Annotated in this window: 23 protein-coding genes; 4 read left to right on the top strand and 19 right to left on the bottom strand. The window is 65.7% G+C overall.

Going from position 1 to position 25222, the window contains the following annotated elements:
* Window positions 1-8: 8 nt before the first annotated feature.
* The 9 genes from R5H30_RS14980 to R5H30_RS15020 all read right to left on the bottom strand — a co-directional run bounded on the left by R5H30_RS14980 (window position 9) and on the right by R5H30_RS15020 (window position 8173).
* Window positions 9-494: a flavodoxin family protein gene (locus R5H30_RS14980; protein WP_318329304.1), complete on the bottom strand. Its 486-nt coding sequence runs from the start codon at window positions 492-494 to the stop codon at window positions 9-11.
* A 5-nt stretch (window positions 495-499) separates the two neighbouring features.
* Window positions 500-847 carry a TraR/DksA family transcriptional regulator gene (locus R5H30_RS14985; protein WP_318329306.1) on the bottom strand — a complete coding sequence of 116 codons (348 nt, stop codon included), beginning with the start codon at window positions 845-847 and terminating at the stop codon, window positions 500-502.
* An 80-nt stretch (window positions 848-927) separates the two neighbouring features.
* Window positions 928-2550, bottom strand: a complete 1623-nt coding sequence (locus tag R5H30_RS14990) for a dihydroxyacetone kinase subunit DhaK (protein WP_318329307.1) — start codon at window positions 2548-2550, stop codon at window positions 928-930.
* An 11-nt stretch (window positions 2551-2561) separates the two neighbouring features.
* The gene (locus tag R5H30_RS14995) at window positions 2562-3557 is read right to left on the bottom strand and encodes an ABC transporter ATP-binding protein (RefSeq protein ID WP_318329308.1); all 996 of its coding nucleotides are present in this window, start codon (window positions 3555-3557) and stop codon (window positions 2562-2564) included.
* Window positions 3550-4647, bottom strand: a complete 1098-nt coding sequence (locus tag R5H30_RS15000; protein WP_318329309.1) for an ABC transporter ATP-binding protein — start codon at window positions 4645-4647, stop codon at window positions 3550-3552. The genes R5H30_RS14995 and R5H30_RS15000 overlap by 8 nt, the downstream gene beginning before the upstream one ends.
* 3 nt (window positions 4648-4650) lie before the next feature.
* Window positions 4651-4839, bottom strand: a complete 189-nt coding sequence (locus R5H30_RS15005) for a hypothetical protein (RefSeq protein ID WP_318329310.1) — start codon at window positions 4837-4839, stop codon at window positions 4651-4653.
* Complete coding sequence (locus R5H30_RS15010; protein WP_318329311.1) at window positions 4836-5774, bottom strand: carbohydrate ABC transporter permease; 939 nt, start codon at window positions 5772-5774, stop codon at window positions 4836-4838. The genes R5H30_RS15005 and R5H30_RS15010 overlap by 4 nt, the downstream gene beginning before the upstream one ends.
* On the bottom strand, window positions 5771-6718 hold the full coding sequence (locus R5H30_RS15015; protein WP_318329312.1) for a carbohydrate ABC transporter permease: 948 nt from the start codon (window positions 6716-6718) through the stop codon (window positions 5771-5773). Before R5H30_RS15015 ends, R5H30_RS15010 begins: the two co-directional genes overlap by 4 nt.
* Before the next feature lie 132 nt (window positions 6719-6850).
* Entirely contained in the window at window positions 6851-8173 is a 1323-nt protein-coding gene (locus R5H30_RS15020; protein ID WP_318329313.1) for an ABC transporter substrate-binding protein, read from the bottom strand.
* Between the two features lie 186 nt (window positions 8174-8359).
* Between R5H30_RS15020 and R5H30_RS15025 the strand changes: the two genes are divergently transcribed.
* Complete coding sequence (locus R5H30_RS15025) at window positions 8360-9382, top strand: LacI family DNA-binding transcriptional regulator (protein ID WP_318329314.1); 1023 nt, start codon at window positions 8360-8362, stop codon at window positions 9380-9382.
* Between the two features lie 79 nt (window positions 9383-9461).
* Here the strand turns inward: R5H30_RS15025 and R5H30_RS15030 are convergent, their stop codons facing one another.
* From R5H30_RS15030 to R5H30_RS15045, 4 genes are all read right to left on the bottom strand, one after another.
* Window positions 9462-9911 carry a MarR family winged helix-turn-helix transcriptional regulator gene (locus R5H30_RS15030; protein WP_318329315.1) on the bottom strand — a complete coding sequence of 150 codons (450 nt, stop codon included), beginning with the start codon at window positions 9909-9911 and terminating at the stop codon, window positions 9462-9464.
* Entirely contained in the window at window positions 9908-11044 is a 1137-nt protein-coding gene (locus R5H30_RS15035; protein ID WP_318329316.1) for an Acg family FMN-binding oxidoreductase, read from the bottom strand. The genes R5H30_RS15030 and R5H30_RS15035 overlap by 4 nt, the downstream gene beginning before the upstream one ends.
* Before the next feature lie 141 nt (window positions 11045-11185).
* A complete protein-coding gene (locus tag R5H30_RS15040; protein WP_318329317.1) occupies window positions 11186-13579 on the bottom strand; it encodes a YbcC family protein in 2394 nt (797 codons plus the stop codon).
* A gap of 4 nt (window positions 13580-13583) precedes the next feature.
* Complete coding sequence (locus R5H30_RS15045; RefSeq protein WP_318329318.1) at window positions 13584-15143, bottom strand: proton-conducting transporter transmembrane domain-containing protein; 1560 nt, start codon at window positions 15141-15143, stop codon at window positions 13584-13586.
* A 94-nt stretch (window positions 15144-15237) separates the two neighbouring features.
* Between R5H30_RS15045 and R5H30_RS15050 the strand changes: the two genes are divergently transcribed.
* The 3 genes from R5H30_RS15050 to R5H30_RS15060 all read left to right on the top strand — a co-directional run bounded on the left by R5H30_RS15050 (window position 15238) and on the right by R5H30_RS15060 (window position 18735).
* Window positions 15238-16113 carry a LysR family transcriptional regulator gene (locus R5H30_RS15050; protein ID WP_318329319.1) on the top strand — a complete coding sequence of 292 codons (876 nt, stop codon included), beginning with the start codon at window positions 15238-15240 and terminating at the stop codon, window positions 16111-16113.
* Between the two features lie 103 nt (window positions 16114-16216).
* Entirely contained in the window at window positions 16217-17230 is a 1014-nt protein-coding gene (locus R5H30_RS15055; RefSeq protein ID WP_318329320.1) for a nucleotidyltransferase family protein, read from the top strand.
* Between the two features lie 68 nt (window positions 17231-17298).
* Window positions 17299-18735, top strand: coding sequence for an MFS transporter (locus R5H30_RS15060; protein WP_318329321.1), 1437 nt, complete (start codon window positions 17299-17301; stop codon window positions 18733-18735).
* A gap of 16 nt (window positions 18736-18751) precedes the next feature.
* Here the strand turns inward: R5H30_RS15060 and R5H30_RS15065 are convergent, their stop codons facing one another.
* From R5H30_RS15065 to R5H30_RS15090, 6 genes are all read right to left on the bottom strand, one after another.
* Window positions 18752-19741 (bottom strand): nuclear transport factor 2 family protein, encoded by a 990-nt coding sequence (locus R5H30_RS15065; RefSeq protein ID WP_318329322.1) that lies wholly within the window; start codon window positions 19739-19741, stop codon window positions 18752-18754.
* Window positions 19738-20745, bottom strand: coding sequence for a nuclear transport factor 2 family protein (locus R5H30_RS15070; protein WP_318329323.1), 1008 nt, complete (start codon window positions 20743-20745; stop codon window positions 19738-19740). The genes R5H30_RS15065 and R5H30_RS15070 overlap by 4 nt, the downstream gene beginning before the upstream one ends.
* Window positions 20732-21886: a nuclear transport factor 2 family protein gene (locus R5H30_RS15075; RefSeq protein WP_318329324.1), complete on the bottom strand. Its 1155-nt coding sequence runs from the start codon at window positions 21884-21886 to the stop codon at window positions 20732-20734. The genes R5H30_RS15070 and R5H30_RS15075 overlap by 14 nt, the downstream gene beginning before the upstream one ends.
* Window positions 21887-21890: 4 nt before the next feature.
* Window positions 21891-22772 (bottom strand): carbohydrate ABC transporter permease, encoded by an 882-nt coding sequence (locus R5H30_RS15080; protein ID WP_318329325.1) that lies wholly within the window; start codon window positions 22770-22772, stop codon window positions 21891-21893.
* Between the two features lie 2 nt (window positions 22773-22774).
* Complete coding sequence (locus R5H30_RS15085; RefSeq protein ID WP_318329326.1) at window positions 22775-23806, bottom strand: carbohydrate ABC transporter permease; 1032 nt, start codon at window positions 23804-23806, stop codon at window positions 22775-22777.
* A gap of 81 nt (window positions 23807-23887) precedes the next feature.
* A complete protein-coding gene (locus R5H30_RS15090) occupies window positions 23888-25120 on the bottom strand; it encodes an ABC transporter substrate-binding protein (RefSeq protein WP_318329327.1) in 1233 nt (410 codons plus the stop codon).
* Between the last annotated feature and the right edge of the window lie 102 nt (window positions 25121-25222).

Below are 25222 nucleotides of genomic sequence, written 5' to 3' on the forward strand. Positions count from 1 at the left end.
CTGTCCGCTCAGAACACCCCGAGGGTCAGCCCCGCGCCCATCGCGGCGCCGAGTTCGCGGCATCGTTCAAGATCCTCCGGCGGAATGGTTTTCTCTGCCAAGATCGCCTCGGGCGTCTGGGCATGGGTACAGACGATCAGCGGCGGCTGCACCTCGCGCAGCCGCCAGCCCTTGGCGATCCGGGCGGTCTGGCGTGCGGCGTTCTCGCCGTCCGATCCGGCGCAGACCATCTGGGCATAGGGCCGCCCCTCGATCCGCCCGAGCACCGGGTAGTAGCTGCGATCGTAGAAATCCTTCATCACACCGGCGATGGCGGCGAGGTTTTCCGGCGCGCAGAAGAGATAGCCGTCGGCCCCAAGCAGGTCATCCGGCCCGGCGTCCTGTGCCGTCACCAAGGCGGTTTCGGTTTCGGCCTGCGCGGCCTCTGCCGCCGCTTCGGCCATCTGCCGACTGCCGCCGGTCTTCGAATGGTAGACGATCAGAAGGCGCGCCACGACGGTCAGCGCGCGCAGGACAGGCAGCGCAGAAGCGCCGGGTCGAGGTCGAGCCGCCGGGCTTCGATCTCTTCGCCGCAATCGTCGCAGAAGCCGAAGTCCTCGGTCCCGAGCCGCGCCAGGGCGCTCTCGATCAGGCGCAACCGCGCTGCGCGGCGCGCCTCGGCCCCCTTGGCCATCGCCTGGTTCTGCATCGCGTCCATACGCGACAGCCGTCCCACGCTCTGCTGGTCGAGTTCCACCGGCCGCCGTGCCCCGGCCGTCTCTTCGGAGGCCGCCAGCAACTCGGCCCGCTCGGCCATAAGCCGGGCGCGATAACTGTCCCGGTCGCTTGTAGGGACGTTCTCCTGCATCCGCCGACTATAGCCGGCCTGCGAGTTGCGTAAAGTCAGGCGGCCGGCGGTGTCGGGAAGGGGGCCCTATCGAGGACATGTTATCGGGCGAGATCCTCGAACAGGCGCGCAATGGCTTCGGCACCCGGATCGACATGGCCCTTGAGCTGGTCGGCGCTGATGTAGGAGGCGCGCCCGGCCTTGGCCCTGACGATGGTGGCGGTGTGATCCGCGCCCTGCCGCGCGGCCTCGGCGGCTGCTGGCAGACCTCTGTCGGCAAGGGCTTCCAGCGCGGGCTTGAGCGCGTCGACCATGGTCCGGTCCCCGGGCTCGGCGCCGCCGATGCGCTGCATCCGGGCCAGACCTTCCTGAAGGGCTGCGACCATGCCATGACCGCTGGCCGCAGCATCGCCCGCCGCGGTGAAGAAGATTGCCAGAAGCACGCCGGAAGACCCGCCCATCGTCTGCGTCAATTCCTGCCCGATGGCGCGGAACAGCTGGGTGTGATCGGCCAGCGGCAGCCGGTCGAGCGCGCCGATCAGCGCGCGGGCCGCCCCGGACAGGGTCGAGCCGGTATCGCCGTCACCGGACTTGGCGTCCAGCGCATTGAGGTCGGCCTCGGCGGCGATCAGCACCTCGCAGCATCGCGTCAGGAAGGCCGCGGTTTCCGAATGCTCGGAGGGCATCGGGCGGATCGGGCGCAGCCCGTCGGGCAGTGCCACGGTGTTGACGGGCGTGATCTTCTTGCAGCCCGGCCAGGCCGAGGGCGCGCAGGGCGCTGCGAGCCAGTCGCGGTCTGTGTCATCCAGCGGATAGACCGAGACCGAGAAACCGCGCATGTCGAGCGAGGTCATCAGCGCGGCGGGTCCGATCATCAGCTCGAGATCGCCGCCGATGGACGAGTTGATGAGGTCGTTGGCGAGGATCGACATCTCGAGCACCGAGGCGCCGCCGAGGTTGTTGAGCAGCGCGACATGCGGCCGCTTTTCCATCACCGCGGCCAGTCGCTCGGTGACCGCGGCCATCGCCTGTTCCGCGTTGTGATAGTCGATCTGGCTCACCCCGGCCTCGCCGTGGATCCCGAGGCCAAGCTCGGCCCGGCCTTCGGCGATGCGGTGTTCCTTGGGTGAGCCGGGCACGGTGCAGGTGTCGAGCGACATGCCGATCGAGCGCGTGCCCGCGATCACCCGCTCGGCGGCGGCGGTCACCTCGTCCAGCGACGCGCCGTCCTCGGCCAGGGCCCCGGCGATCTTGTGGACGAATAGCGTGCCGGCCACGCCGCGCGGCTGCGGCAGGTCCGGCAGGGCGATGTCGTCATCGACCACCACCATGTCGACCCGCAGACCGAAGGCCCGGGCGCGTTCCGCCGCCAGCCCGAAGTTCAGCCTGTCGCCGGTGTAGTTCTTGACGATCAGCAGGCATCCCGCCGGCCCGGTGACGGCGAGGATACCGGCGAGAACGGCGTCCACCGACGGCGAGGCGAACACGTCGCCGCAGACCGCCGCCGTCAGCATCCCGGCGCCGACAAAACCGGCGTGGGCGGGTTCGTGTCCCGACCCGCCGCCCGAGACCAGCGCCACGCGGGACCGGTCCCAGTCGCTGCGGACGACCACGCGGATGTGCGGGTACCCGTCGATGCGGGCCAGCGCTCCGCCCGAGGACCGTACCACGCCGTCGATGGCTTCGGTGACGGTCTTGTCCTTGTCGTTGATGAACTGGGCCATGTTGTCCTCTCTCAGGCGACACGCGCGCCGGTGGCGTCGAAGTAGAATGGATTCTGGGGTCTTATCTTCACCACGTCGCCGGATCTCAGCGTCGTGTGGGCGTCGGTCACGGTGACGATCTCGTGCGACTTGAAGGTCAGGTGCAGGCGGGTCTGGTCGCCCAGATGCTCGACCCGCTGGACGAAGCTGTCCTCGCCCTCGCCCTGCACGATCTGCTCGGGGCGCAGGCCGATCGACCGTGCGGCGGCGGGCGCGCCGCCGAAGACATCGGCGGGCAGGACGTTGATGCGTGGCTGGCCGAGGCGGCTGGCAGCATAGACACTGACCGGATCCTCGTAGATCGCGCGGGGCACGCCGAACTGCACCAGCCGGCCCTGGTCGAGCACGCCGATATGGGTGGCCATCGTCATCGCCTCGATCTGGTCGTGGGTCACGTAGAGCAGGGTCGCGCCGCGATCGGCCTGGATCGACTTGAGCTCGATCCTGAGATCGGCGCGCAGCTTGGCGTCGAGCGAGCTGAGCGGTTCGTCCATCAGGTAGACCGACGGGTCGCGCACCAGTGCCCGGCCGATCGAAACGCGCTGCATCTCGCCGCCGGAAAGGGCCGTGGCCTTGTTGTCGAGCTTGTGCGAGATCTGCAGCACCTCGGCCACCGCGCCGACCTTGCGGTCGATCTCGTCCTGCGGCGTTTTCAGGATCGGGGATCTGAGCGGGAACTCGAGGTTCTGGCGCACCGACAGGTGCGGATAAAGCGAGTATTGCTGGAAGACCATGGCGACGTCGCGCTGCGCCGGCGTCAGCCCGGCCATGTCGCGCCCGCCGATCCGCACCTGTCCGCGATCCGCGGTCTCGAGCCCCGAGACCACGCGTAGCGTGGTGGTTTTTCCGGCGCCGGTCGGGCCGAGCAGGACCACGAACGCGCCGTCGCCCACGGTCATCGTCACGTCGTCAAGAGCGACATCCGCGCCGAAGGATTTCGCGATACCCTCGAGCCGAATCTCAGCCATCGCCCAGCACTCCCCTGTTGGCCTCGGACCGCAGGGCATGGCCGTGCGCGTTCTCGAACAGCGTGACCCTCTGCGCGTCGAAGGCGAGGCCCGCGGCGGCCCCGACGCGGACCGGCACGTTGCTCGCGACGCGGGCCTTGAGCGCTCCGTGCGCGGTGTCCAGCGTCACGATCTGGGTGGTGCCGAGGTACTCGGTGGCCACGACCCGCCCGCGATAGGGCGCGGCGTCGTCGAGCCGGACATGCTCTGGGCGCACGCCGAAACTCAGCCGACCGTTGGCGCCGTCGATGCTGCGCGGCACCTGCAGCGTGGTGTCGCCAAGCCGGACCGTATCCTGTCCGGCGCCGATCATGCCCTCGAAGTCGAGGAAATTCATCGGCGGCGAGCCGATGAACTCGGCGACGAAACGCGTCGCGGGCCAGTCGTAGATGTCCTGCGGAACGCCGAACTGTTCGACGACGCCGTGGTTCATCACGACGATCTTGTCGCCCATTTGCATCGCCTCGAGCTGGTCGTGTGTGACGTAGACGGTCGTCGCCTCCATCCGGTCATGGAGCGCGCGCAACTCTCCGGCCATGTGCTCGCGGAACTCGGCATCGAGCGCGCCGAGCGGTTCGTCCATGAAGAACGCCTTAGGGTCGCGCACAATCGCCCGCCCCAGCGCAACACGCTGCCGGTCGCCGCCCGAAAGGCCTCCGACCGGGCGGTCGAGGATCGCGGTAATGCCGAGGATCTCGGCGACCTCGCCGACCTTCTGGCGGATCTGCGCTTTGCCCATGCCCTGGCTTTTCAGCGGGTAGCTGATGTTGCCACGCACCGTCATGTGCGGATAGAGCGCGAACATCTGGAACACGAAGGCGATGTTGCGCTTGCTGGCCGGTTTCTGGCCGACCTCCTCGCCGTCGATGTAGACCTGCCCGGCGGTCGGCAGCTCGAGTCCCGCCATCATGCGCAACGTGGTGGTCTTGCCGCAGCCCGACGGGCCGAGCAGCATGAAGAACTCGCCGTCCTCAATTGTGAAGCTCGAGGATCGGACCGCGGTGAAGGCGCCGAAATCCTTGCGCAGGTTTTCGATCCTGATCTGCGCCATGGGCTACTCCGGAAAATGGCTGACGATGACGAACATCACCGTGCCGGTCAGGGTGACGAGGAACGACCAGCTGTAGAGCGCGAGAACGAAAGGCTGCATCAGCATCACGACGCCGAGCGCGATGAGAGCCGAGGCGACCAGTTCCCAGGGGCCGCGCCGCAGGCGCAGCAGTCCGGCGAGAAAATTGTTCATTTCCGAACCGCTCCGAAGGTGATCCCGCGCAGCAGATGCTTGCGCAGCAGGATGGTGAAGACCATGACCGGCACGAGGAAGATCGTGGCGCCGGCGGCGACGGCGGGCCAGTCTTTGCCGGACGTGCCGATGATCGTGGGGATGAACGGCGGCGCGGTCTGCGCCGTGCCCGAGGTCAGCAGGACGGCGAAAGCGTATTCGTTCCAGGCGAAGATCAGGCAGAAGATCGCTGTCGAGGCGATGCCGGTCGCGGCCTGCGGCAGCACGACCTTGTAGAAGGCCTGAAAGCGCGTGTAGCCATCGATCAGCGCCGCCTCCTCGTACTCGACCGGGATCTCGTCGATGAAGCCCTTCAGCAGCCAAACCGACAGCGACAGGTTCACCGCGGTGTACAGCAGGATCATGCCCAAATGCGTGTCGCTGAGACCGAGTTGCCGGAACATCAGGAAGATCGGGATAGCCACGGCGATGGGCGGCATCATCCGGGTCGACAGGATGAAGAACAGCAGATCGTCCTTGAGCGGCACCCGGAAGCGGCTGAAGGCGTAGGCGGCGGCCGTGCCGAGGATCATGCACAGCGCCGTCGAGCCGAAGCCGATGATGACCGAGTTGAGAAAGCGTTCGCCGTAGCGCGAGGCGCCGGTGATGATCGTACCCTGCGCGCGGGCCACCTCGTCGACCCAGGACTCCGGCGGTCCCGCGGCCTCGAGCATGTCCTCGGTGGCGCGGGTGCGCTCGGTGAAAAGGTTGACGTAGCCCTCGAGCGACGGCTCGAACACCAGCTTTGGCGGGTAGGCGATGGAATCCGGGCCCGACTTGAAGCCGGTGGCGATGATCCAAAGCAGTGGGGCGATCGTGATCAGCGCGTAGCCGACCACCAGGATGCCCGCCATCCACTTGGTGGCGCGTGCGGGTTCAGTGACCGAAAAGCTCATCGCTGTTTCACCCTGTTGAGCGCCTTCACGTAAATCGAGGCGAGGCCGAAGACGGTGACGAAAAGGATGACCGCGTAGGCCGAGGAATAGCCGGTGCGCCATTTCTCGAAGGCTTCGCGCTTAAGGTCGATCGAGGTCAGCGTCGTGGTGTTGCCGGGCCCGCCGCCGGTCAGCTGCACGACGAGATCGAACATCTTGAAATTCTCGATGCCCCGGAAGAGCACCGCCAGCATCAGGAAGGGCAGGACCATCGGCACGGTGATGGTCCAGAACTGGCGCCACTGGCTGGCCCGGTCACATTCGGCAGCCTCGTAGATACTGTCGGGGATCGAACGCAGCCCGGCCAGGCAGATCAGCATCACGAAGGGCGTCCACATCCAGGTGTCGGCGATGACGATGGCCCAGGGTGCAAGCTGCACGTCCCCGATCATCGAAAAGCTGGCCGGGTCGGCGCCGGTGAAAAAAGCGACGACGTAGTTGAAGAGGCCGATCTGCGGCTGGTAGAGAAAGGTCCAGAAATTGCCGACGACCGCCGGCGAAAGCATCATCGGAAACACGATGATCGTGGTCCAGAGATCGTTGCCCCGGAACTTCTTGTTGATCAGGTAGGCCAGCGCAAAGCCGATCAGCACCTGCAGGACGATGGTCCAGATCAGGAAATGCGCGGTGGCCTGCATGGTCTGCCAGATGTCCGGGTCCGACAGGATGCGTTCGTAATTGCGCAGGCCGATCCATTCGACCTCGCGGTTTGGCCGGTTGACGCGGTAGTCGGTGAAACTGAGCCGGATCGTCCAGATCAGCGGGAAGATGTTGACCGCCAGCAGCAGGAAGATCGTGGGCGCGACGAAGATCCAGGCGATGCTGCGGTCCGAGAGCCCCCGGATGCGCCGCGCCATCGGCTGCGGCGTGGCCTCTGCGACCCTGTCGAGTGCGGTTCTGGTCATTGGGCGTGTCCCGTGGCGGTCGGACCCGTGGCGCCGGTCTGGGGCGCGGGCGAGATCCTCCCGGCCGACCGTGGCGGCCGGGAGGTGTCAGGGGCGGTCAGGTGACCCCGAAGGCTCGGACGGGGAGGGGCGTCAGAGCTTGCCTTCGTCCTCGAAGACCTCGGTCCAGTCGCGCACCAGGCCGTCCAGCGCCTCCTGCGCCGTGCCTTCGCCCGCGACCACGTAGTTGTGGATGCGTTCCTGCATCGGCAGCAGCAGGTCGGCATAGGCGGGCTCGGCCCAGAAGTCCTTCACGATCGCCATGCTGTCGAGGAAGGTTTGCGCATAAGGCTGGCTTTCGGCGAAGCCGGGATCCTCGACGACGGCGCGTAGAGCGGAATATCCGCCGAGTTCCCACCAGCGGGCCTGGATTTCGGGTTGGGCGAACCACTTGATGTACTCAAGCGCCGCGTCCTGCTTGTCGGAATAGGCCACGACCGAGATGCCCTGCCCGCCAAGCTGGGCGTACTGGCCCGCCGGACCCGGAGGGTTCGGAAAATACCCCGACTTGCCGCCGCCCACGTTGGGGTCGGCCTCGACGCCGGGCCAGATGAAGGCGAAGTTCATCTGCAGCGCGACCTGGCCCGATTTGTAGGCGTCGATGTTCTCGCCCATGTACCAGTTCGACGACCCCGGCGGCACCGCAGTGTCGTAGAGTTCCTTGTAGTATTCAAGCCCCGCCACGGCACCTTCCGAGTTCACGAAGCCGTCGAGTTCGTAGGGCTGATCGGGGTTCTCGTAGAGGAAACCGTAGTTGTAGAGCGCGTTCGTCACGCCCATCGTGACACCTTCCGAGCCGCGCTCGGTATAGATCGCGGCCCCGTAGACCGTCTTGCCGTCGATCTCGCGGCCCTGGAAAAATTGCGCGATTTCCTTCAGTTCCTCGAGCGAGGCCGGCACGGCGAGTTCGCGGCCATACTCGGCCTGGAAAGCCTCCTGGATTTTGGGGCGTTCAAACCAGTCCTTGCGGTAGGTCCAGCCCACCACGTCGCCGAAGGCCGGCAGCGCGTAGTAGTTCGGGGTGTTCTTCGGCCATTCGGCATAGCCGGTCACTGTGGCCGGGATGAAGTCGGCCATGTCGATCCCGTTGGCGTCGAAGAAGTCGTTGAGCTTGACGTAATGGCCGTTTTCAGCCCCGCCGCCGATCCACTGGCTGTCGCCGATCATCAGGTCGCAGAGCTGCCCGCCCGAGTTCAGTTCGTTGAGCATGCGGTCCGCGAACGAGGTCCAGGGCACGAATTCGAAACTCATCGTGTGCCCGGACTCGGCCTCGAAATCCTTGGACAGTTCGACCAGCGCATTGGCCGGGTCCCAGGCGGCCCAGCAGAGCGTGAGATCCTCGGCGGCAGCCGCGGTCCCGATCGCGCCGGCGCAGAGCGCCGAGGCAGCCACGGACGTGAAACGGTTCACTTTCATTGCAGACATCCTCCCATGTGATCCGTCGCGGATTCGCTGCCGCGACTCGACTGACACGACGCTAGATGAGGTACGCACATCAGATCAACGAAAAACTGAGGTACGTACCTCAAAATTTCTTGCCGCGCCTTCGCGCCGTTGACATATTGGGCGGCAAGTGACGGCAGGACGTGGGTTTTCCGGGCAATGCGGCCAACCACCAAGGATCTCGCGAAAGCAGCGGGCGTGAGCCTTGCCACGGTCGACCGGGTTCTGAACGGCCGGGCCGGGGTGCGGCAGAAGACGGTGGACGCGGTCAACGAGGCGATCGAGGAGATCGGTTTCGAACGCAACCAGGTGGCTGCCACGCTGGCGCGGCAGCGCGCCTATCGGTTCGGATTTGCCCTACCGCGCGCGGGTGGCGACTTTCTCGACGAGATCACCGCCCGCATCCGAGAGTTCGAGCGCGCTGGCCGGGCCGAGATGATCGAGACCCCGATCCTGCACCTAGACGACAAGGATCCGCACGGGATTGCCCGGGCGCTGGCACGATTGTCTCCCGAGACCCATGACGGCATCGCGATCATGGCGCCGGAGACGCCGCAGGTGCGCGATGCGATCGGGCGGGTCCGCGAGCGCGGCATTCATACCATCGCCTTCGTCTCTAACCAGCCCGAGGAGGAGGGCCTCGACTTCGTTGGCATCGACAACCGAGCCGCCGGGGCCACAGCCGGGCGGCTCATGGCGCGGTTTCTCGGTCCCGCGCGCGGCACCATCGCCGTGCTGGCCGAGACAATCCAGGCAAGAAGCAGCCTCGAGCGGCGCCTGGGCTTCGATGCGGTCCTCAACGCCGATTATCCCGGGCTCAGGACCCTTCCGACGCTGGAGACCCACGGCGATGCCGGGCGTGCACAACAGATCCTATACAACGTGCTCGCCGCGCATGGCGATGTCGTAGGCCTCTATTTCATGGGTGCGGATGCGCGGATCCCGATCGAGATTGCCCGCGACCTGTCGGCACTGGCGGGACGGGTGTTGATCGCGCACGAGCGCACGACGGCGACCGAGCACGCCTTGCGCCGTGGCGAGATTGACGCGGTGGTGCACCAGGACCCCGGCCACCTGGTCCGCAGCGCCATCCGGATTCTGCGCGCCAAGTGCGAGAACCGCAGCACGCTGGCCTCTCAGGAACGGATTCGAACCGAGATCCTCATCGCCGAGAACCTTTGATCGCCGCAGTCTCACGGGCCCGCGTCGGCGCTCTGTTGGCAAGGAGGGGTGGCCGGCGGGTTACGGCGCCGACCATGCCTCATCTGTTACGGTCGAGGTGTGCGCGGATCAGTTCCAGATCGCCGTGGATGCGGCGTATGATCGACAGTTGGTCCGGTCCGATGACGTCGCCGAACGCATCCGTGACCCGCAGAATGGCCTGGTCGCGGAAGACGCGGCCTGCGTCGGTCAGGTAGACCAGCTTGCCGCGGCCATCGTCCGGATTGGGCTCCACGCCGATGTAGCCGCGATCCTGCAGGACCTTGAGCGAGTGGGTCATCGTGTTCTTCGTAACCTGCATCGCCGAGGCGATCCGCAGCGGCGATTTGCCGTCACCCATGCGCACGAGATGGTTCAGGATCGAGAAGTGCGACGGGTGGATCCCGTCTGGCAGGCTTTTTGCCAGCATCGTCGTCGAAAGCTGATTGATGATCCCGATCTCGTTGAAGAAGCCGAAGACTTCCAGCGCTGTGTCGTCGTCTGTTTTCACACGTTTCCAACTTTGGCGTCTAACGGCCACCGCGGGCTGACCGGAATTTCCGGACCATAGCCGATCCTCGCCAGCATTTGAACTGTGCCGCCGTCCGGCGCCAGGCGTTCGTGAGTCACGGCGTAAAGTTTCGCCATTTCGGGATACTCTTGGAGGGCCTGGCTCAGCGGCTGGAAACCCAGCCCCTCTGCCGTGCAGGCGAGATTGACCCTGAGCCAATCGGCGCCCGCGGCGATCTGGTCTCGACGGGAATTGCCCGGTGTCACCATCCACAGGTGTCCCATGGCCGTTTCCGTATTCGCGATCACCGCTTTGATGCCTTCCTGAAAGCCCGTGGAGCTGGTGTCCAGCGAGGCTTCTCTCGTCATTATCCCTGTCAATGCGAGCGTGTCGAACATCGCACCGCTGAAATCGATGCCGTCGGGGTTCTCGTTCACTTCGGCCTTGCCGATGCGCATCAGGTCGACGCTTTCCTTGTAGGTGCGCGGCGTTTCGATCTCGATCATCAACGCCTTCGTGGTCAGCTCGCGCCAGAATGCGATCTCCTCGTCACTGGACGCACCGCCGAGATGCGCATGCCTTCCAACCTTCAGGATCCGTTCCATCGCATCGGCCGGAACGGCGCGCGAGGTATCGTAGGGTTCCTTGTTGGACCGACGTTTCAGGACATGCGCAAACAGCGGATCGTCGACCGCGGGCGCTTCGGCGAAGGTCACCTGTGCAATCGGGCGGCTGTCCAGACCGGTCTCGTCTTCTCCTTCCGGGAACAGGTCCACGTCGACGCTGTAGCCCTGCGCATTGGCGGCCATCCGCATCAGTTCGAGGAAACAACCAAGTCCGATCGTGAGTTGCCGATCGAACGGGTCGGTGTGCGGCAGCTGCTTGTCGGTGTCGAAGTAAAGGGTCAACGCGTCGTCACCGACCAGCTCGATGAGCCACGGCTGCCGATTGTGCGGATTGGGCGCGAGGATCGCGTGGGACAGGGCATTCATTCGCGGATCGTCATAGGTGCCGGCCAGGCTCCACGGGGCGAGTGCCGCGGACGGGGTGCGTGTCGATGCAAAGACTGCGGCGGAGCCTGCGGCGACGACGACGCCTCCACCGGCGAGCTTGATAAATTTTCTGCGGTTCATGATAAGCCTCCTAGTTCTACATCGAACTATAATGGTTCGATGTAGAACTAGTCAAGCGGCTTCGTATCGAAACGACAGGCCCCGGCGAGGCGGAACCGCGGTCTCTACCAAATCATTCTCTGGCCAAACACGATGAAAATATCATGCGGCAAGTGCGCCGCACTTCTCTTCATTCCAGCGAAAGCCGGAACGGTAGCGGGCATCGATCCTGCCACCCTGCAACGTGAAAAGGTGCAGCCAGCCATTGTCGAACAGATCGCGGACTTCCGGATGCCGCTCCAGCACGCCGGTGATCGCCTGGCGCGGTGCTTCGATCATGACCGACAGCCGGAGCGGTTCGTGCCGCAGACACTCGCCATCGTGAACCGCCTGCCACGGCAAGCCGGGCCTGAGCCTTCCCGCGTTGCCCTCGATGACGCCGATCCCGCCGACGACGTTGTGGATGAGCTTGTTGCCCCCGCCGAAGACCGACGGCATGACGGACGATCCGTAGTATTGCAGGCTGATCCAGCTTGCCACGACGACGGGTGCCGTGAGGATGAGTTCGAGCGTCCGGAAGTCCTCGTCCAGCTTCCAGTCGTAGCTGTGCAGAAAAGATCGTCCGCCCAAGTTCTTGCCGCGGGTTGCCGCGCGGGGTGCGGCGATGAAGGCGGCGCATCCGGCCAGACCCCATTCGGGCCGGATCTCGGCCCAGTTCCGGGCGCGGTCCGAAACCGTTTGCGGGTTCGCCCCGGGCAGTGTCGCTGCCCGCTCGGTCCGCGCGATCTTGCCGGCCTGCGTTAGCCAGCTCTTCATGCGGCGAATGTCTTCGGCCCGATCCGAGGGAAGCCCATCGTCGAAAATCGCGATCTCGTCGGTCGTCGTGTCGTGCAGACCGGCGACGAAAAGCGTGTCGTCCGGCAGCGGGAGGCCGCGCTCGGCAAGACCTGCTCTGGTCTCGGGATCGTTCAGCAGCACGGCGAGCAGTCGCGCCGAAACCTCTCCGGTGTACCCGCCGCAGGCGCCACAGTGATACGCGCTTTCATGCGGGTTGTTGGTGACCTGACCGCCATGACCAAGCAAAAGGACGATCTCTGCGTGGCCCTTGGTCAGGCTCATCGCCCCGAGAACGGTCGCGGCCGTCTCGGCTTTGGCCGTCGCATCGAGACCGCCAACGACTTGCGGGACCGGGGCGATCATTTCCGTTCTGCTTTTCACCCCGAAAGCGTCTTTCAGCAGCTTGCCGGCATAAAACGGCCCTGCCGCTTCGACGAAGGCGAAGGACGACACGGCGGCCTGCCGGAAGCGTCCCCAGGCCCGCGTCGTTCTGGCGGCGATGCGGATATCCCTTTCGTGCATCGCGTCGGCATGGCTTGTCGTTTCGATGCCGGGGTTGAGAAGGACCGGCAAATGCGCCTCCACCACATCCGAACCCTGTGCCTTGTGCGCCAGCGGCAGGCCGAAGAAACCCGCGAAGCCGATCGTCTCGATCGTCGGGTCGACGCTTTCCAGCGCCCGGCGGAAGACTTCCGAACGGACGTCGATGCAGAAGGCGGCCTGAAGCGCGGCCCTGGTTCCGGACTTGGATTCTCCGTAGAGGACTGCGGCCAGCCGGCGCTGGTGCGCCCTCTCAGCGGCGTCCTGCAGGATCGTCAGGGCAATATCCGTCTCCGAAGGTTCGACCGGCGCTCTGTGCTTCGCGACGACCTCTGCCCAGTTCTCCGCCAGGTCGGGCACATGCGCGAAAAGCGCCTCTTCCCAGATCAGGCGGATCGCAAGAAGGCTGAGCAGCGTCTGGTCTGTGCCGCCGGCAAGTTCGGCTTGCCAGAGCAGCCAGCGCGCATGCTGGGACCAACCCCCGAGGTCCATGTAAAGGCGATGAAAGGCGGTTTCGGATGACGCAGGGTCGAGGCCGAGCGCTTCGGCGGCCCGGATGATCGCGCGCTCGGGCGTGTCCGGTGCCCCGGCGACATGGGCACAGAACCCGGTGAGACCGGCAATCTCCGGCGTAAGATCCTGAGTGGCCCAAGCGCGCCAGGATGCGAAGGTTTCGGCGCCGGGAGCGGGAGACCAGAGCGCCTGGCCCCGGTCGAAATGTCCGGCGGCCCATGTGCCGAAGGACTTCTCGATGATCGAGGGCCAGTCCGTGCCCGTTGCTTCGGCGGCAAGCTCCGCCACGGTCGGCAGAGCCGCCGGAGCAGGCGTTTGCGCAGCTTCCAGGACCGCCCTAAGCGCGGAGACATCCTTCGGTTTCAAGGGCGAGGTCGATGCCGCAAACGCCGCTTCCAGATCCGCGTCCGTCAACTCTCCGGCCTCGACGGCCGCCGAGAAATCCGCGCCCGTCCGGGTCGCCCGGACCCCCGCGACTCGTTGCAGCCGCGCGGATGCGGTGGCGAGATCCTCGCCGGTCTGTCCGAGAAACGGATTGACCGCGACGGTCGCGTCGAGCGGAAAGGCAGGTGGGATGCGGCGCGCGGCGTCTTCGGCGGCCTTCAGTATCGCCGATACGAAGGCAGGTTCGATCTGCGCATGTTTCATGAACATCTCGGTCTCCATGATCTCAGTTGATCTTTGCGCTGCGGAAACCGCCGATGGCGCGGTCAAGCAGGGCGTTGAGGTAAAAGCCGTTGGCAAGGTGTACCCGCAGCCCGGCGGTCGACGGGTGATGCGCCCAGAGCGGAAACAGCGCCTGCGCAAAGGCCACCAGGCCGAAGGAGGCGACGGCGAGGACGATCAGAGCCCATTCCAGCGGACCGGGTGCCGGTGCCGGCGGCAGGCCCGGCCCCCAGATGGCCTGTGCCGTGGCCTGAAAGGCGAAGTAGCCGATCGCGGCGCCGAGCGAGGCCACTGCCGTGCGTTTGGTCAACTCCGCGGGTGCGAGATCGGCGAGGCCCTGCGCTACGAGGTAGGCGACGCCGAAGATCAGGATCGCGCCGATGCCAAGCGCCTGCGGTGACTTCGGACCGATGAGCGCGGTGAAGGTAACGGCGATGACGGCGTAGAGGACAAGCGCCAGGGCGAAGGACTTGAGCACCGCACCGACGCTCGGCACCGCGATCGGACCGGGACGCCTGAGGCTGGCCACTGACTGGATCGCGCCGCCGGAACTGAGGAAGGCATGCGCCTTGTAGAGCGAATGCGCCACGATATGCAGAAGTGCCAGCGCCCAGAGACCGAGCCCGCATTGCAAGAGGAGGAACCCCATCTGCGATACCGTCGACCATGCCAGCGCGGTCTTGAAGGCACTTTGCGTCAGCATGACCGCCGCCCCGAACAGGGCCGTGAACCCGCCGATCATGACAAGCGCCGCCATGGCCCCGGGGCTGAGTTGCACCAGACCGGCGAGGAGAATGAGGATCACGCCACCCGAGTTGATGATGCCGGCGTGAAGCAGGGCCGAGACCGGGGTCGGGGCTTCCATGACCTCGGTGAGCCAGCCGTGCAACGGAAAGGCCGCGGTCTTGAAGATGGCCGCAAGAACGATAAACGCAATCCCGAACGTCGCGGCCAGGGTCAGGCCTTCGGTGCCGGCTCTCGTCACGATCTCGCCGAGGTTCCCGGTACCGTAACTCGCGGCCAGCAGGAGCGCGGCAACGACAAGGGCGGCGTCCGATCCGTGCCAGACCAGCGCGAACTTCGTGGCGGCCCGGCGGGCCTCGGGGCGGTTGCCGTAAAACAGCAGAAGCTGCCGAAGGCCAAGCCCGACAAGGACGGTCGACGCGATGAGCATCGAAAGGCTGCCCGATTGGACGAAGAGCAACACCGCGGCCAGCGTCGCCAGCATCAGTGCATGAAACCGGCCTTCATGCGCCTCGCCGTCGAGATAGGTGCGGCTGTACCGGATCACGATCCAGCCGATGAAGGCCACCAGCACCGCCAGAGAGGACGTCACGAGGGTGGCCTCGAGCGCCAGGTTCGCGATCCCGTCGAATGCCGAAACGGTTGTGGGACCGCCGGTCGCGACCTGGACGAGACCAAGTATTGCAAGGGCAAGGCCGCCAAGGCTTGCAAATTCCGCGATGCGTGGAACGTTTTCAGGTCTGCGGCCCGGGTGACGCCAGGCATAAACGGCGGCAGCCACGAGGACGCCGGGGGCGAGAAAACTGGGCGAAAAGTCCATTGATGTCTCCGATCCTGATCGGAAACCGGATACGCCGTGGCAGAGTTCAATAAAATTACATATATTGCGATATAACGTTCGATTTTGTAGAAGTATGTCCAATCTCAACCTTCATCATCTGCGCCTTTTCCGTGCCGTCGCCCGGGACGGCACGCTGACAGGCGCTGCGCGGTCGCTCAACATCTCTCAGTCGGCAGTCTCGACCCAGATCAAGGCACTGGAAGAGTCCCTTGGGCACCAACTTTTCGAACGGCGCGGTCGGAACCTTGTCCTGTCGGAAGCGGGGCGGATCGCGCTCGATCACGCCGACGAAATCTTTCGCGCGGCCGAGAACCTGACCGCGACACTGAAGCGGGCCGAGGCGAAGCGACGTGTCCTGAGGATCGGGGCGCTTGCAACCTTGTCCCGCAATTTCCAGATGAGGTTCCTCGACCCGATCATCGGGCGCAACGATGTCGAGGTCATCCTGCGGTCGGGCACACAGGACGCTCTGCTGCGCGGTCTCGAAGCGCACGCGCTCGACATCGTGTTGACGAACATGGTTCCGGCCCGGGACGCGTCGAGTCCCTATCTTGTCCACGCCCTTGCGGAGCAACCCGTCAGCCTTGTCGGCGCGCCGAACAGGATGTCCGGGAAGACCCTCGACATCGCAAGCATCCTGGCCACCGAACCGCTTGTCCTGCCGACGCCGGAGACGTCGATGCGGGCCGGGTTCGACGCCCTTCTGGAGCGGCTCGGGATCTTCCCGAGGGTTGCGGCCGAAGCCGATGACATGGCCATGTTGCGCCTGCTCGCCCGCGCCGATGCCGGCGTTGCGGTCATTCCGCCCATCGTCGTCCAGGACGAGCTGAAGGCCGGTAGATTGACCGAGTTCGCCCGTCTCGAAGATGTTCGCGAAGTTTTTTCGGCCGTCACGATCGCCCGGAAATTCCCGAACCCGCTGCTTTCCGAGGTTCTGGGAACGGGCTGAGGCGGACGATCGTGTCGGCGTCATACCCTACAGAAAATAAGTTGTGGGGTAGGTCGCTTCGCGATAGGATACCCCACGGAAAATTTTTTGTGGGGCAGACGCGATGGAAACCCTCAGCGCGGTGGGCCGCAGCGCGTGGATCGATCTGTTGCGCACGCTCAAGGACAGCGCGCTCTCCGGTCTGATCGGGACGCCGAAGAAAAAGACGGTCGGGGCGCGGCAGTATTGGTACGATCACTACCGGCTCGGCAGCCGGACGGTCGATCGCTACATCGGCGAGGACAGCGATGAGCTGCGCGCGCGGCTGGCACGTCACCGGAAGCTGGCGGCGGAGGAAAAGACCCGCGAACGCACACGCGCGCGGCTGATGCGGATCCTGCGCGCCGAAGGGTTCCGGATGTCGGACGTCAACACCGGGCAGATCGTCTCGGCAATGGCGAAGACCGGGGTTTTCCGGCTGGGCGGGACGCTTGTCGGCACGACCGCCTTCCTGTGTTACGAGGGCGAGCTTGGCGTGCGGATCGGCTTCGACGCGGCGGCGCAGACCGACGATATCGACATCGCCAGCTTCGAGCGCCTGTCGCTGGTCATCGAGGACCGCGTCGACACGCCGCTGGCGCAGGTCTTCGGCGATCTCAAATTCGATCCCGTGCCGTCGCTCGACCGGCGCCACGTCTGGCGCTGGCGGCAGACTGACCGGCAGACCATGGTAGAGTTCCTGACCCCGTCCTTCAGCGGCGACGAGGGGCTGCGGACGCTGGAGGCCCTGGGCGTCAGCGCGCAAGGGTTGCATCACCTAAACTACCTGATCGCCGAACCGATCCAGGTTCCGTTCCTCTACCGCTACGGATCGCTGGTGCAGGTGCCGCGGCCCGAACGCTTTGCCATTCACAAGCTGATCGTGGCCGACCGCAGGCGCGACGGACCGGACTCGGGCAAGGCCGCCAAGGACCGTGCGCAGGCGGCCTTTCTCGTCGAGGTGCTGGCCGAGGAGCGCCCCGTCGAACTGGCCGACGCTTACCAGACGGCGCTGGAGAGCGGGCCCGCCTGGCGGACGCGCATCGCCGCGAGCCTTGCGCGGATGCCGCAGACAGCGCGCCGGCTCGACGCGCTCTGAGCGGGCACGGGGCTGGTCGTGCCGCGCTACCGCGCAAGATAGTCGCGCAGAACCGAAGGAAAAAGCCGATGTCGAACGCCCTGCCGATGCCCTGTCCGGACCGCCGCGGCGGACGCGACGCGCAGGATGCCGGCTGCCCGGACCAGCGCGGCACGCTGGTCGCGACGATCCTCGGGTCGAGCCTGGCCTTCGTGGTCGGTTCGATCATCAACGTCGCCCTGCCGGCGATGCAGGATGAATTCGGAACAGGCGCGACGGGCGCGCAATGGATCGTGAACGCCTATCTGCTGCCGCTTGGTGCGCTGGTGCTGATCGGCGGGGCCGCGGGCGATCACTACGGGCGCAAGCGGGTGTTCGAGGCGGGTCTGGTCGTGTTCACCGCTGCCTGCCTTCTGTGCGCCGTGGCCTGGAGCTTTCCGGTCCTGATGATCGGGCGCGCGCTGGAAGGGATCGGCGCGGCAATGGTCGCGCCGACATCGCTTGCGATCATCGCCGACGGCTTCACGGGCCGCGCGCGCGGGCAGGCCATCGGCACCTGGGCCGCGGCCGGGGCCGCCGCGGGGGCAGCGGCACCGCTTGTCGGCGGGCTCATCGTCGACGTCGCGGGGTGGCGATGGGCCTTCGCGGCGGTGATGCCGCTGTCGCTTTATGCGCTGTGGGTGGCCCGCCGCTCGGTCCGGGAAAGCCGCGCCGCGCGCGACGATCGCGCGCCGCTCGACTGGCTGGGGGCGGGACTGATCGGGGCAGGGCTACTGGCGCTGATCTGGGCGCTGATCGCCCTGCCCGAGCGTGGGGCCACCCCCGCCGTGATGGCGGCCGGGGCCTGCGGCGTCGTGCTGGTGGCGGCCTTTCTCGCGGTCGAATATCGCAAGGGCGATGCCGCGATGACGCCGCTGCGGCTCTTCGGCAGCGCCACCTTCTCGGGACTCTCGCTGCTGACGCTGTTTCTCTACATGGCCCTCGGTGGCCTGCTGGTCCTGCTTCCTTACGTGCTGATCCGCGATCTCGGCTACGGCGCGACGGCTGCAGGGGCCGCCATCCTGCCGTTCCCGCTGATCCTGGGGCTGCTGTCGCGAGCGGTGGGAGGCGTCGTGACCGACCGCGTCGGCACCCGCCGCATCCTGACCGTGGGCTCGCTGCTGGTCGGTTGCGGATTTTTGCTCTTCACGCGGGTTCCGGCGGAGGACGTGAACTACTGGCGCGACATCCTGCCCGCGTTAAGCGTCCTGGCGCTGGGGATGGCCGCCTGCGTCGCACCGCTGACCTCGGCGGTGCTGGCCAGCGCGGGAGACAGGTATTCGGGCGTCGCCTCGGGCGTCAACAACGCGATCTCGCGGATCGCGGGGCTGATTGCGACCGCTTTGCTGGGCGTGGTTCTGATCGGCTCGGCGGACAGCCTTACCGCGGGGTTCGCCGCCGCGGCCTGGGCCGGGGCGGCGCTGTCGGCGGCAAGCGCGCTCAGCGCCTGGATGCTGGTCGACCCGGAAACGGTCGCCGCAAGCTGAGCGCCGATGTTGCGCGTCAAGGAATGGGGTCGAGCCGTGCCAGCACGTCGAGACCCTGTCCCAAAAGGTAATGCAGCATGTCGATGAAGATCCAGTTCTCGGCCAGCCTGTCGCCGTCCCGCCGGTAGATGTCGATCACGCGCATGTCCGAGGGTTGTTCCGATCCCGGCATGCCCATGAACCCGCCCGAGGGGCGCAGGGTCAGGTTCGGCCAGCCAAAGAACCCGCCGTAATGGCCTTCGGCGATGCGGGCGACGTGGCCGTTGAAGCTGCGATCGGCAAAGCCCTGGCGGAACGGCCCGGCATGCTGGCGCGCGTAGCGTTCGATGGTGTAGGTCGCGCCGATCCCGGCCGGGCCCCACCAGATCATGTCGTCGTGCCACGAGCGCGGCAATTCTTCGAGCAATCCGCCTTCCGTCCGGTCTTTCCAGGTCCGGAGGTCGCCGATCATGCGCTCGATGGCGTCGAGCGTGCGCTGACCCTCGGCAGGGTCCTGCGGAACGTACATCAGACCGTCATGGGTCGCGGGACCGGGCTGCACCAGATGTGCGCCAGTCTGGGGCGGAAACGGGTTCACTCCGGCCTGCAGCATCAGGTGCGGCAGGTCGAAGAACATCGCCGTGTCGGTGATCCGGCCTGCTTCCACCCGCAGGAACTCGGCATAGCGCAGCATGGCGATCTTGCCCGTTGGCGGAATGCCGAGCAATGGCGCGTCGAAAAGGCCGATCAGGTGACCCATCGACGAGACCCAGGTGCCGCCGTCGGCAAGGCCGTTGTCGCCGGCCATGAACACGTCCATGCGCCGTTGCAGATGGGTCAGGGAGGTTTGCAGCGGAATCCAGAAGGTGTCGGCTACTGCGGCTGGTTTGCGGATCTCGTTGAAGGGATGAAAGCCGCGCCAGAGCGCGTCGGGGGCGCAGAAGTCGCGCATCGCGTGGGCCGGGTCGCGGTCGAGTGCTGCGTGAAACTCTCGGACGAGCGCCTTGGCGGATTGCAGGTCGGTCATGTTCGTGGGTGTTTCTTGAGGCGTTCCAATACGTCGAGCCCCTGCATTGCGAAGAAATGCAGCATGTCGATGAAGATCCAGTTCTCGGCCAGCTTGTCGCCGTCGCGGCGGTAGATGTCGACGATGCGCATCTCGGCCTCGGTGTCGTTCGCGGGCATGCCCATGAAGCCCCCCGTGGGTCGCATCGTGATCGACGGGTAGCCAAAAAACCCGCCGTAGCGGCCTTCGGCCAGTTCGGCCCCGTGGCCATCGGACCGCACGAATTCGAGTCCCGCCTCGAAGGGGCCGGTGTGGCCGCGCCGGTAGCCGTCGCGGAAGGCGCTGGCGCCGATGCCGGCGGGGCCGAACCAGCACATGTCGGGTGTCCAGAACCGGTCGATATGATCGGCGGGTGAGCTGACCCCGGCGCTGCGCAACTCTTCGACCATGTCCATGATGAGCTGCATCGTTACGTGGCCGTCCTCCGGGTCCTGCGGATCATGGAGCAACCCGTCGTGGGTGCGCGGACCGGGCGTCAGGATGTCGGCCCCGGTCTGGCCGGGGAAGGGTCGCAGCCCGGCCTGGTGGATCAGGTGCAGCAGGTCGAGGTAGCTCACGGTCTCTGCGATCCGGCCATCTTCGACGCGATGGAACTCGGCGTAGCGCAGAAAGGCGATCTTGCGCGTCGGGGGGAGGTCGAGGAAGGGCCGTTCCCACAGGCCCATGAGGTGACCCATCTCGACGACCCAGACCCCGCCCGCGTCGTCGAGGATGTTCTGCCCCGCGAAGAAGACATCCGGGCGACGCTGCCACGGGCCGATCGCCTCCTTGAGAGGGCTCCATAGGCGGTCGGCGATCGAAGCGGCATCAGGCAATTCGTTGAAGGGATGCACGCCGCGCCAGCGAAATCCGGGGGTGGTGTGTGCCGTCAATGTATCTGCGACGGCTTCGGGCGTGGCGGCGTCGAGCGCCCGGGTGTAGTCGAGAACGATCTTTTTCTCGGCCTGGAAGTCAGTTTGCGTCATGTCGGGCCTTGGCGATCTGCATCATCAGGTCGAACTCGTTGAAAAGCTGCCACTCGCGCATCACGCGGCCGTCGCGGACCTCCCATTGCGTGATGCCCCAGATCTGGCAGTGCGCACCGGTGGGTTCGCGGTAGAGCGTGCCGCCGGAGTGAGTGGCCTCGGCGCTCCAGCGGGTCGAGACGAGGTAGCCATCGGTCTCGTTGCCCATCCAGTAGACCTCGTCGACCTGCAACGCGAGGTCCGGAAAGGCGGCGCGCAATTCGGCCACGTAGGCGCGATAGGCGTCGCGCCCGGTGAACGCCCGCGTCGAGGTGCCTTCGAAGGGCAGGTCCTCGGCGTAGTCGGTGTCGATCCGGGCGCCGTCGCCGTTCCAGATGTCGTCGTGAACCGCGCGGGCAAAACTGTCGGGATCGAAACCGTTCACCGGTTCGGCCTCTGACAAGGGCTTGGCGGGCCGTGCGCCTTCGCGCAATGCGTCCCAGACCTCGGCCGTGCGCGGCCAGCCGGATTGCGGGTCGGCGGCGAGGCGCTCGGCCTCCGCCCAGGGATCGAGCCCGAGCTGCATCAGCATCGCGGAGGTGTTGTAGAGCACATGCTCGAGGAAGATGTCGTTGCCGAGCGCCACGCAGTTGGCAATGACGAGCACATCCACCTTGGCCCCGGTGGCCGGGCCGTAGCGACTGTCGCCGGTGTTGGTGCCGAGGATGCGGGTCCGGTGCGAGGTGTGGAACCCGACCGTGTCGTCACCGGCCCAGATCACCTCTTCGGCGTCGAGGATGATGTCCTCGAACGCGCCGGTGGTGTGGTGGGTGTCTCCGACGATGCGTTCGTTGCCGCGCTGCAACCCGTAGTCGTCGAAGACCAGGCTGTCAGGCGCGTAGCAATCGAGGATATATTCCACGCCGGCCTTGTCCGTCTCCCAGATCTTGTAGGTTATGCGCACGATGTAATCGACGATGTTGCGATACTCCGGGTCGAACCCTTCGAGCTTCTGCGCGGGCCCGAAGTCGTCCGGAATGCGCACGGTGCGGCCGTCCGTGTAGTCGGCAAGGGAGATGTCGAACCCGGTCGGCATGTGCGCACGGGTGAGGGCCCGCGCCGGGTGGTGGGAGGCGCGGGGCTCGGGGTGTTTGAAACTCATGGATTTATCCTTTCACGGCTCCCGCGGTCAGTCCGCTGACGATCTGTCGCTGGAAGAAGAGGATGAGGAAGAAGAGCGGGATAATCGCGCTGACCACGGCGGCCACGGCGAACATCACGTCGCCGGTCTCGCGCACCGTCCCGAGGAAGCTCGCGATGCGCGGTATCATGGTCTGGTTCTCGGCATTGAGCAGCATCGAGGTCACGGCGAAGTCGTTGTAAGCCAGCAGGAAGCTGAAAAGCCCGGTGGTGATCACGCCCGGCCACATCACCGGGATGATCACGTGGCGGAAGGCCTGGAAGCGGGTACAGCCGTCGACCATCGCGCTTTCGTCCATGTCCTTGGGAATGTTGAGGAAGAACGAATGCAACATCCACAGCGTGAAGGGCTGGTTGATCGCCACCAGCACGATGATCGTCGTGGCGAGATGGCCCCAGACGTTCCATTCGAAGAAGGGCAGAAGATAGCCTGAGACCAGCGTGATATGCGGCATCGCGCGGAACACCAGCGCCGCCATCAGAAGCCAGAAGGAATAGCGGTAGCCCGAGCGGGCCAGCGCGTAGCCCCCAAGGGTGCCAAGGGTCAGCGAGATCAGCACGGTGAAGAACACCACGATCGAAGTGTTGAGCGTGTTGCGCCAGAATTCCTGCTGAACCCAGGCACCGTAGTAGCCGTCGCCGGTAAAGCGCCCGCCGGTCTCGGCAAGGGTCTGCACGCCGTAGATCGCGTTGCGCCAGTCCGATTTCGAGAAGAAATCGGCCTGCACCTTGAACGAACCCCAGACGGTCCAGAGGAACGGCCCGGCGGCGATCAGGACCCACAGGACGACAAAGCTCGTCATGAACCAGGTCAGCGCGGGCGAGCGCTTGTTGATGCTCTTGGCCATTCTCAGACCCTCTTGCGGTTGAAGTCGGCCCAGGTGCGGAACAGCACGGGCGTCAGAAGCAGGATGATGCCGAGGATCGTCAGCATCGATGTCGCGGCGGCCGAGCCGAAAAGCTGGACGTCACCGCCGCGCAGGTCGTTGAAGATGATATAGGAGAGCGACGTCGCCTTGGCCGAGGCCGAGAAACTGACGATGGGCTCGAAGACGCGGAAGTTGTCCATCAGCTGCATCAGCGTGATGAAGACCACCAGCGGCATCATGTAGGGCACGACGACGTAGCGCACTGCCTGCCAGCGGCTGGCGCCGTCGATCTTGGCGGCCTCCAGAGTCTCGCTGGGCACGGTTTGCAGGCCGGCGTAGAAGACGATGAAGCTGAACGGGATCGAGCTCCAGATACCGTAGACGATCAGCATCGTCCAGGTCAGCGGCGTCGAGGCCTTCAGCGACAGGTTGGGGTCGTCGAAGATGCGTTGCAGCGTCGCCCCGATGATGCCGTCGGCATCGACCATCCAGAACAGGATCAGCGCGCCGATCAGCGGCGTCACGATCATCGGCAGCAGCGACACGAAGATGGTCGGCCCCTTCACGGCCCGCGGGATGCCGTTGACGGCAAGCGCCACGGCAAGGCCCAACACGATGACGAAGGGCGTGACGACGGCGGTGTAAGTCAGGGTGAAGATCAGCGCCTTGTAGAACGGCAGGTTCAGCAGTTCGCCCAGGAAGGCACCCCAGCTTTCCGTGGTGTTCCAGGCCGCGCCGACCTCCTCGAAGGCAAGGTGCTTGCGGTTGGTGTAGGTTCCAAGCCCGTTGAAGCGGCCCAGAGGCGCCTCCTCGCGGATCGCCTCGGTGGCGGCCCGGTCGACCTGCAGAACTTTCTCGCAGGTGAAGGGGCCGCAATTCTCGACCTCGACCATCACCTGTTCGTGCTCGACGAAGAGGGACTGGATCGTGACCGAGACGATCGGCAGCGCGATGAAGAGGATCATCGCCGCCAGCGACGGCAGGATGAACCAGAGGAATGCCTTGTGTTTCACGCGCCCCGCGCCCCGTGTCAGAGTGAAGTCGTCGGAAGTTCGAAATCCCGGGGCCGGCGGACCGGCCCCGGATCTGTCGGCTCAGAGGAAGCCCGCTTCCCTGGCGGCCGTGGTGTAGGCGGCCTCGATGTCCTGCAGCGTCTGTTCTGCGCTCTCGCTGCCCTGCAGGAAGTCGGGCAGCTCTTCCTGGAATGCCTGATGCAGCAGGCCCATGTAGGGCAGCATCGGGTAGGGCTTGGCCCCGGCCTGTGCTGTCGCCGCCACGCCGACCGCCGCCGGACCTGGCTTGTAGCTTTCCATCAGCCAGACCGCGGCGTCGTTGTTGGCCTCGACCATCTTGTCCGAGATGCCGTGGACCATCGCCTTGAAGGTCGCCTCGGCGTCCTCGTCAGAGACGTTCTTGGCGATCGTGAAGCCGTCCCACCACAGCGTGGAGGAGGGAGTCGAGCCGCCACCGACCGAAGGCGCTGCGGCAAGCACGGTGTTCTCGGCCACGCCCGGCTCGGATCCTTCGCCGCCGACCAGTTCACCGCCGCTCGATCCCCAGAGCTGGGCGATGGCGAGGTTGCCAGATTTCCAAATCGGCACCACGGTCGCGGTGTTGTAGGTCAGGAAGTCGGGGTTGGAGAGGCTGACCAGCTCTTTCATCATGTTGAGCGTGGCGACGCCGGTCTCGTTGTTGATCGACGGCTCGGCGGTGCCGGGCTTGAAGAACTCGCCGCCGTGGCCGAGGTACATGTTCACGAATTCCTCGCCGAGGTTCCAGTCGGACATCGACAGGAAGGCGAAGGGGTGATCCATGATCCCGGCGTCCTTGATCGCCTGACCGGTCTCGACCACTTCCTCCCAGGTCGTGGGCACCGGCTTGCCGACCTCGTCGAGGATATCCTGGCGCACGAACAGGTGTTGGGCGTTGGCCATGAAGGCGATGGCCATGACCTGACCGTTGATGGTGATCAGCTGGTTCCTGGCGAGGTCCTGGCCGTACTTCTCGACAAGATCGTCGAGCGGGCGCAGCAGGCCCTCGTTCATCAGCGGCACGATCGACGAGTTGGCGACGATCACCGACGTGTACTCTGCCGGGTTCGGCGTCAGCGCCTGCACGTGGAAGGTGCGGAAATCCTTGTTGTGGTTGGCCTCGACCGTGACGCCGTCGCCGGCGCATTCCGCCGCCGTTTCGGTGATCGCTCGCAGCGCCGGGAAGTCGTTGGCGAGAATGTTTACCCGGCCGTTCTCGATGTCGCATTCGGCGAAGGCGGCCGTGGCCATCAGTGCCGCGGCCGCGCTTGCCGCTAGGGTCCGTGAGATCTTCATCTGGTGTCTTCCTCCACTGTTGGCACCGGCAATGGCCGCCCGAGGTCGCGCAGATGACGCAAGGTCCGATCCTCGCCAGTGCATTCGTTTTCAATGCTAGCG

This window comes from Roseobacter sp. FCG-D35 (assembly GCF_033436665.1).
Taxonomy (GTDB): domain Bacteria; phylum Pseudomonadota; class Alphaproteobacteria; order Rhodobacterales; family Rhodobacteraceae; genus JAWQFO01.

Excerpts from the sequence above, each read along its gene's own strand:
- R5H30_RS14985 (WP_318329306.1), bottom strand. The coding sequence starts at position 847 with ATGCAGGAGAACGTCCCTACAAGCGACCGGGACAGTTATCGCGCCCGG.
- R5H30_RS14990 (WP_318329307.1), bottom strand. The coding sequence starts at position 2,550 with ATGGCCCAGTTCATCAACGACAAGGACAAGACCGTCACCGAAGCCATC.
- R5H30_RS14995 (WP_318329308.1), bottom strand. The coding sequence starts at position 3,557 with ATGGCTGAGATTCGGCTCGAGGGTATCGCGAAATCCTTCGGCGCGGAT.
- R5H30_RS15000 (WP_318329309.1), bottom strand. The coding sequence starts at position 4,647 with ATGGCGCAGATCAGGATCGAAAACCTGCGCAAGGATTTCGGCGCCTTC.
- R5H30_RS15005 (WP_318329310.1), bottom strand. The coding sequence starts at position 4,839 with ATGAACAATTTTCTCGCCGGACTGCTGCGCCTGCGGCGCGGCCCCTGG.
- R5H30_RS15010 (WP_318329311.1), bottom strand. The coding sequence starts at position 5,774 with ATGAGCTTTTCGGTCACTGAACCCGCACGCGCCACCAAGTGGATGGCG.
- R5H30_RS15015 (WP_318329312.1), bottom strand. The coding sequence starts at position 6,718 with ATGACCAGAACCGCACTCGACAGGGTCGCAGAGGCCACGCCGCAGCCG.
- R5H30_RS15020 (WP_318329313.1), bottom strand. The coding sequence starts at position 8,173 with ATGAAAGTGAACCGTTTCACGTCCGTGGCTGCCTCGGCGCTCTGCGCC.
- R5H30_RS15025 (WP_318329314.1), top strand. The coding sequence starts at position 8,360 with ATGCGGCCAACCACCAAGGATCTCGCGAAAGCAGCGGGCGTGAGCCTT.
- R5H30_RS15035 (WP_318329316.1), bottom strand. The coding sequence starts at position 11,044 with ATGAACCGCAGAAAATTTATCAAGCTCGCCGGTGGAGGCGTCGTCGTC.
- R5H30_RS15040 (WP_318329317.1), bottom strand. The coding sequence starts at position 13,579 with ATGGAGACCGAGATGTTCATGAAACATGCGCAGATCGAACCTGCCTTC.
- R5H30_RS15045 (WP_318329318.1), bottom strand. The coding sequence starts at position 15,143 with ATGGACTTTTCGCCCAGTTTTCTCGCCCCCGGCGTCCTCGTGGCTGCC.
- R5H30_RS15050 (WP_318329319.1), top strand. The coding sequence starts at position 15,238 with ATGTCCAATCTCAACCTTCATCATCTGCGCCTTTTCCGTGCCGTCGCC.
- R5H30_RS15055 (WP_318329320.1), top strand. The coding sequence starts at position 16,217 with ATGGAAACCCTCAGCGCGGTGGGCCGCAGCGCGTGGATCGATCTGTTG.
- R5H30_RS15060 (WP_318329321.1), top strand. The coding sequence starts at position 17,299 with ATGTCGAACGCCCTGCCGATGCCCTGTCCGGACCGCCGCGGCGGACGC.
- R5H30_RS15065 (WP_318329322.1), bottom strand. The coding sequence starts at position 19,741 with ATGACCGACCTGCAATCCGCCAAGGCGCTCGTCCGAGAGTTTCACGCA.
- R5H30_RS15070 (WP_318329323.1), bottom strand. The coding sequence starts at position 20,745 with ATGACGCAAACTGACTTCCAGGCCGAGAAAAAGATCGTTCTCGACTAC.
- R5H30_RS15075 (WP_318329324.1), bottom strand. The coding sequence starts at position 21,886 with ATGAGTTTCAAACACCCCGAGCCCCGCGCCTCCCACCACCCGGCGCGG.
- R5H30_RS15080 (WP_318329325.1), bottom strand. The coding sequence starts at position 22,772 with ATGGCCAAGAGCATCAACAAGCGCTCGCCCGCGCTGACCTGGTTCATG.
- R5H30_RS15090 (WP_318329327.1), bottom strand. The coding sequence starts at position 25,120 with ATGAAGATCTCACGGACCCTAGCGGCAAGCGCGGCCGCGGCACTGATG.